Source organism: Nostoc sp. UHCC 0252, from assembly GCF_034931145.1.
Lineage (GTDB): Bacteria > Cyanobacteriota > Cyanobacteriia > Cyanobacteriales > Nostocaceae > Nostoc.
In genome coordinates, this window is the sequence record NZ_JAYGHE010000015.1 from 75,690 (window position 1) to 81,372 (window position 5,683).

Here is a 5,683-nt window from a genome sequence, read left to right on the forward strand (position 1 = left end):
TTTTAATGTCGCGGAGCTTTATCTCATGTAGAGACGCGATTTATCGCGTCTAAAAAACTGACACGTTAGAAAGATGCGATAAATCGCCGTCTCTACAAAGAATGTACTCGTTAATTATTCCTTGACAGACTACTAACCAATAGTAACAACAGCTACAATCGCATCGGCTAGAGGAGGATGAGACGAAAGATACTAAAAATTTATTTTTCTAACTGAAAATTTTATTTTATTTATGTGTTAAGTAGCTTTCAGGATGTTATCTGTATAATCTATCATTCAGTCTGAACTATCGAATGTATCATCTATCATTCAGTCTGATTGATTATTGACCTCTGTTACTTATTGATAGGTTGAAATCTGGGTATTAAAGCATCTCTTTTTAAGACATAACATACCACTCACCTAGTAGTTATTTATTAACGGAATTTGAGAAGTTATTTAGGCATACTCTATCCTAGACATTACCTGAACTTGTGCTTCAAAAATCATGAGCCATTATATGAATAGTTAGCACGTTTACAGCACTATCCAATGTCTCAAGATTTATTAAACTCCTTTCAAGAAGCCTACAGCAATCTCGAACTGTTTCCGTTGATGGAACGGAACGAAATGGAAAGATTTCGAGTCGAATATGGTGATGATTTGATTGCAGACCTAAACCAATTAGTGGAAGATAGTCCTAATGGAGATGGCAAAATTGTCTTTACAGGACATCGGGGATGTGGTAAGTCTACTTTGTTAGCTGAATTTAGCCGACAAATTCAAGATAAATATTTTGTAGTTCTCTTTTCTATAGCTGACAAAATTGAGATGTCGGCTGTTAATCATATTAATATACTGTTTGCGATCGCAGTTAATTTAATGACAGAGGCAGAAGCCCGCCGAGTTGATATTCCGCAATCTACAAAAGAAGCTCTTTATAAATGGTTTGCTACTCGCACTCGCACTGAAGAATCAAATTTGCAAGCAGAAGTTAGTGTAGGTTTTGATCTCTTAAAATTGATTAGTTCTAAATTAAAAGCTGATGCTAGCGTTCGGGATGAAATTAAGCAAGAATTTGAACGCAAGTTATCAGATTTAGTTGCCAGAATTAACGAAATTGCGGCTCTAATTCAAGCTGCAACTAAACAAAACGTTCTAGTAATTATTGATGATTTAGATAAACTTGATTTAGGAAGAGTTAACGAAATTTATCGAGATAATATTAAAGCTCTTTGTCAACCTAACTTTCAAATTATTTATACTATCCCCATTGCCGTACTACGGGAAACATTTATCAGTACAATAATTGCCACTGAAACTAACGACCAAGTTGTGGCAATGCCCGTATTAAAAATATTTGATAAAGGTAAAAATCGCCTTCCTAATGCTCAACCTCGCCCAGAAGCAACAAAGATTCTCGGTGAAGTTTTACAAAAACGGATTTCTAGCGAACTAATTGCAGCTGAAACTGCTGAAAAAATTGTAATTTATAGTGGTGGTGTATTACGAGAGCTAATTCGGATCTCTAAGGAATGTTGCCGCATTTGTTTACGGATGATCCGGCGAAATCCCTCAGCCGAAGTTATTATTGATGATAAAATTCTCCTGCAAGCAATCAATAAAATCCGTAATGACTTTTCGATACGCTTAGGAAAAACTGATATCGATATTTTGCAGAGTGTTTATGAACAATATATGCCTAATGACCCCAAACAAGCAGAATTTTTAGATTTGCTACATGGGCTATATGTTTTAGAATATCGCACTGATGAAACTTGGTATGATGTTCATCCAATTATTATCGAAAGCTTGAAAAGACAGGGAGCCATTAATGTTAAATGACGAGTTCTTTGATGAAGGAGAAAATCAAGATGCTTATGATGATTTAATTGTTTCTATTGAAGCTCAAAAACGAGGATTAAATTTACTAATTGCAGTTTGCGATGATGCTAGCTTTCGTGATGAGATTATTGCCCAATATGAAACTGAGCTACAACCCAGTTTTCATCCATATCGGGTAACTTTAGCACGTCAGGAACCCAGCCTAAAAGCTGCTCTTAACCAACTGGTGCAACAAGAAGAATATCTTCGCCAGCATAACCCAGCAGTGATTACTGTGACGGGTGCTGAACAACTTTATTTTCTCAGATTGGGAAAAGAGCAATCAGAACAAGAGAAGTTTTTTGGTTACTTGCAATGGACAAGGGAAGGGTTGCGCGAGTTTCCTTTTGCTATCGTGCTTTGGGTAACTAACCAAATTTTAGTTAACTTGATTAAAAAAGCGCCTGATTTTTGGAGTTGGCGTAATGGTGTATTTCGGTTTGAATCTCAAAAGACAAATGCTATTCCTGGTAAAGAACTAGAACCTATCCGCTTTGTTTTTCGAGATACAGAATTAGCTAGTACAGATACTAATGAAAATAACCCCTTTTTCTTGCCCATTCAAGACTTACAAAAGCTGATTGAGAAAATAGAACACGAACGGGGAACTAAAGACCCCACCTTGGCTACTTTATACTCAAGATTGGGCGATATTTACCGCAGCAGATTAGAGCGGGGTGAATCTCAAAATTATCAGGAAGAACAAGAATTGACAATAAAATATTGGCAAAAGGCGATTGAATTGCAAAATGAATCAGGTTTGCAGATAGATTTAGCTAATAGCTTTAACAATTTAGCAGGGATATATCGAGCAACAGGAAATTACAGCGAAGCCGAACCATTATATAAACAAGCTTTAGAACTGAGAAAACGTCTTTTGGGAGACAACCATCCTTCTTTTGCTACTAGCCTGAATAATTTAGCGGGACTCTACAAAACTACTGGACAATATAGTAAAGCGGAAATTTTATATCAACAGGCTTTGGAACTGAGGAAACGTCTGTGGGGAGAAAACCATGCAGATGTAGCTGTTAGTCTGAATAATTTGGCATTACTATATGATGAACAAGGGCGTTATGAGGAAGCAGAACCTCTCTATCTGCAATCATTAGAACTGGAAAAACGTTTGGTTGGCGAAAATCATCTTTCTTTCGCTCTTATACTGAATAATTTGGCGCTACTTTATTATCATCAAGGACGTTACAGCGAAGCTGAACCTTTGTCGCTACAAGCAATAGAATTAGATAAGCGATTTTTGGGAGAAGAAAATGCTGATGTTGCAACAGATTTGCACAATTTGGGATTGATATACCGCGCTCAAGGACGCTACGATCAAGCAGAATCATTATTTTTGGAATCGTTGGAACTTAAGCAGCGTTTATTACAAAAGACGCATCCACTTTTAGCAGATACTATTTATGCTCTTGGTTATATGTACAGAGAGCAAGGACGCTACAATGAGGCGGAAACCTTATGTATAAAAGCCTTAGAACTTGATAAGCATCTATTGGGAGAAAATCATCCTAATGTTGCCGAAAGTCTCAATAATTTGGCAGAGATTTATCGGGAAACTGGACGTTATGATGAAGCTGAACCGCTATATTTGCAAGCTTTAGATATTTGTGAGCGAATCTGGGGTGTGAATCATCTGCGTAGTGTCACTATTCGTCAAAATCTCGAAAAGCTCGCCGATGCAATGGAGAATGATGGAGAGTGATGAAGAGTGCGATCGCTTCCCCAAGATCCCCAAGATCCCCGACTTCTTAAAGAAGTCGGGGATCTTATTTATTGAATTAGGGATCTGATTGAATTAAAAGGGCATACTAAAGCAAAATCTCATATTCTTGCCTATGCCGCGACGACAAATCCCTCTGCAAACTGGCAACTTTTACCATGTTTATAATCGGGGAAACAATCGCCAAAAGATTTTCTTTGAGCGTGAGAACTATATTTATTTTCTCCGGTTGATAAGGGAACATCTGATAACTAATGCAGTAGATATTGTTGCTTACTGTTTAATGCCCAATCATTATCACTTTTTGGTCTATCTAAGAGATGAAACTCTGTCTGATGCAATGAAATCGCTATCTCTTTCCTACACAAAGGCAATTAATAAGCGTTTTAATCGTTCTGGGGTGCTATTTCAGGGAAGGTTTCAAAGTATTCATATTTTACAAACTGACTACCTTCTCAACCTCTCACGTTATATTCATTTAAATCCGGTGAAAGCAGAACTAGTGCAGCAACCTGAAGAATGGGAGTTTTCCAGCTATTTGGAATATGCAGGATTGCGAGGAGGAACACTAGCCAAAACAGAATATATCAAGATACAAATTGAGTCAGAATTAGCTTATCAGCAATTTTTAACGGATCATAATCTACCTGATAGCAGTGGTTTCAAAAGACTGCTACTGGACGATTACCCTAACTAAAGATCCTCGACTTCAAGATCCCCGACCTCAAGATCCCCGACTTCTTTAAGAAATCGGGGATCTGAATAATCTGTAGTGGAAAGTGCGTAGGCGTAGCCCGTCATAGACATCGCTATATTAGCGAACTGCCACAAAACCAGCTTGCTCAATTGCCCTTTGCCCTTGATCGGTTAATAAAAGTTTGGCATAAGCATCTCCAATTTGCTGTTCTTGACCTTTATTTTGCTTAATAATCACAAACAAATTAGCAATTATGGGATAGCTGCCATTTTTGACAGCCTGAGTGTTTAGCTGGTTGCGCTGGCGTGGACATTGCTCAGGCGATACCATAGGTTCCTGATAGGGGGGAATTAGCTGACTAGAAGTGCTACCCAGTGGCAAAGCCTTCACACTGCATTGAAATATTACTGAGCGAGCAGAAGCGTAATATACACCACCAGGAATTTTACTCAATTGGCGCACTGCCTCTGTAGTAGAGTAGACATATTGCACATTAGAGCCAAGTGCTTGCCCCTTCAATATGACTGTATCTGCGTCCTCTGGTCGTTGAGACAAAGGTGTGATGGGTAGGTTTGGGCCACCTACTTGATTCCAGTTAGTAATTTTCCCCGAATAAATCTGCTGTAATTGGTCAACAGTTAAGCCAGCCACATTCAGCGATGGGTTGACTACTACTGCTATCCCATCCATACCCACCTGACGTTGCTCAAGAGTGAAGCCTCGCTCTTTTGCCATAGCTTGTTCTTCATCTGTTAAGGGACGAGAAGACTGAGCAAAGTCTATTCTCCCATCAAGCAACATCCGAATACCTGAGCTAGAACCAGGGCTAGCATTAACAGGGTCTACATAACGTAATTGTAGTTCTGGGCGATCGCTCTGGATCTGAGAATCTACCAATTGCCGAATAGATGCCCAGGCTGTACTACCTCCGTAGTTGAATGAGGCAGGGGGAACATCTGCAACTGTCTGAAAACTGGAACCTGTATTAGAGACGGTCTTGAAACTTTGATTAGAATTAGAAGAATCAGCGCTGTTGCGAGACAATAAATTCGGCTTCAGTAACCACCAAAGCAATCCGCCAATAACCATAAGTGTCAGTACTTTACCAATAATCAAACCTCTAAGGAAGAGGGCTATTTCGCTGTTAATTAAAGCTTTTTTCTGATTTGTATTGTCCATCTTTTTAAATGTTGTTTATTGTATTTATCTTACAGGAGTTTATAAGTTAGGACTTACGCATTGACAAGAAATACCAAATATGTTTTAAGGTCAAAAACCATATCTTTCGTAAGGGCACAGCATTGCTCATACGTGTCAACTTAACGTGAAACCCTTGTCAAAACGTGATGTTCAGTCCTCTGGCTTCCCATCACTATCCGCGTCATCCC

Annotated in this window: 4 protein-coding genes; 3 read left to right on the forward strand and 1 reads right to left on the reverse strand. The window is 38.7% G+C overall.

The features are described from left to right. The first annotated feature begins 531 nt into the window (after positions 1-531). The 3 genes from VB732_RS12130 to VB732_RS12140 all read left to right on the forward strand — a co-directional run bounded on the left by VB732_RS12130 (position 532) and on the right by VB732_RS12140 (position 4,295). A complete protein-coding gene (locus VB732_RS12130; RefSeq protein ID WP_323231086.1) occupies positions 532-1,824 on the forward strand; it encodes an ATP-binding protein in 1,293 nt (430 codons plus the stop codon). Then, the gene (locus VB732_RS12135; RefSeq protein WP_323231088.1) at positions 1,814-3,580 is read left to right on the forward strand and encodes a tetratricopeptide repeat protein; all 1,767 of its coding nucleotides are present in this window, start codon (positions 1,814-1,816) and stop codon (positions 3,578-3,580) included. Before VB732_RS12130 ends, VB732_RS12135 begins: the two co-directional genes overlap by 11 nt. Positions 3,581-3,713: 133 nt before the next feature. Continuing rightward, positions 3,714-4,295 (forward strand): REP-associated tyrosine transposase, encoded by a 582-nt coding sequence (locus VB732_RS12140; RefSeq protein WP_323231089.1) that lies wholly within the window; start codon positions 3,714-3,716, stop codon positions 4,293-4,295. 117 nt (positions 4,296-4,412) lie between these two features. Here the strand turns inward: VB732_RS12140 and VB732_RS12145 are convergent, their stop codons facing one another. Then, positions 4,413-5,474, reverse strand: a complete 1,062-nt coding sequence (locus VB732_RS12145) for a PstS family phosphate ABC transporter substrate-binding protein (RefSeq protein ID WP_323231090.1) — start codon at positions 5,472-5,474, stop codon at positions 4,413-4,415. Positions 5,475-5,683 lie beyond the last annotated feature (209 nt).